The following is a 1,107-nucleotide window of genomic DNA, read 5'->3' as shown; positions in this document are numbered from 1 at the left end:
CGGCCCGAGGCGCGGTGGCGGCGCACCCCGGGCGACCTCGCCGGCCTGGCGGGGCTGCAGCGCTCGCTGCTGGCCTCCGCGCTCGGCGCGGTCCGCCCCGGTGGCGTGGTCGCGTACGTCACGTGCTCCCCGCACCTGGCCGAGACCACGGCCGTCGTCGAGGACACCGTCCGCCGGGCCGCCAAGGACGGCACGCAGGTCGAGGTCCTCGACGCCGCCGCGGTGCTCGACGCCGCGGTCGGGCGCGAGGTGACCGGCTCCGCCGCCGGCCCGCACGTCCAGCTGTGGCCGCACGCGCACGGCACCGACGGGATGTTCCTGGCCCTGCTGCGCCGCGGGGCCTGACGCACCGGGGCTGACGCACCGGGCCCGGCGCACCGGGGCGGGCAGCGTCCGGGGGTGCGCCTAGCCTGCACCCGTGGCCGCACCTCTCATCGCCCCGAGCATCCTCAGCGCCGACTTCGCCAACCTCCAGGCCGAGCTCGAGCGCATCGCCGACGCCGACTGGGCGCACGTGGACGTCATGGACAACCACTTCGTGCCCAACCTCACGCTCGGCGTGCCCGTGGTCGAGGCCCTGGTCCGGGTGTCCCCGGTCCCGGTGGACTGCCACCTCATGGTCGCCGACGTCGACCGCTGGGCCGTGGGCTACGCCGAGGCGGGCGCGGCCGGCGTGACCATCCACGCCGAGGCGTCCGCGGCCCCGGTACGGACCGCCCGGGCGCTGCGCGCGGCCGGGGCCAGGGCGGGGCTCGCGCTGCGGCCCGCGACCTCGTTCGCGGCCTACGAGGACCTGCTGGCCGAGTTCGACATGGTGCTCGTCATGTCCGTCGAGCCCGGCTTTGGCGGCCAGCAGTTCCTGGACTCCGTGCTGCCCAAGGTCCGGCGCGTCCGGCGGGCCGTCGACGCCGCGGCGCTCGACGTGCGGGTGCAGGTCGACGGTGGCGTGAGCGCGGACACGGTGGCGCGCTGCGCCGAGGCCGGGGCGGACGTGTTCGTCGCCGGGTCCGCGGTCTACGGCGCGGAGGACGCGTCGGCGGCGATCGGCCGGCTGCGGGAGCTGGCGGCGGCCCACCCGCACGTGCCGTGAGCCGCGCCGTCGCGCCG

1 protein-coding gene and 1 pseudogene are annotated in these 1,107 nt (G+C 77.9%); both read left to right on the top strand.

The features are described 5' to 3' along the window. A pseudogene (locus WCS02_RS20525) lies at window positions 1-345 on the top strand (rRNA small subunit methyltransferase B); the annotation flags it as partial. 73 nt (window positions 346-418) lie between these two features. Continuing rightward, on the top strand, window positions 419-1,090 hold the full coding sequence (gene rpe, locus WCS02_RS20520; protein WP_340296170.1) for a ribulose-phosphate 3-epimerase: 672 nt from the start codon (window positions 419-421) through the stop codon (window positions 1,088-1,090). The last annotated feature ends 17 nt before the right edge of the window (window positions 1,091-1,107 follow it).

It is taken from the genome of Aquipuribacter hungaricus (assembly GCF_037860755.1).
Lineage (GTDB): Bacteria > Actinomycetota > Actinomycetes > Actinomycetales > JBBAYJ01 > Aquipuribacter > Aquipuribacter hungaricus.
The sequence above is the reverse complement of the archived record's forward strand: the minus strand, read 5'-3'. Positions and strand labels throughout refer to the sequence as shown.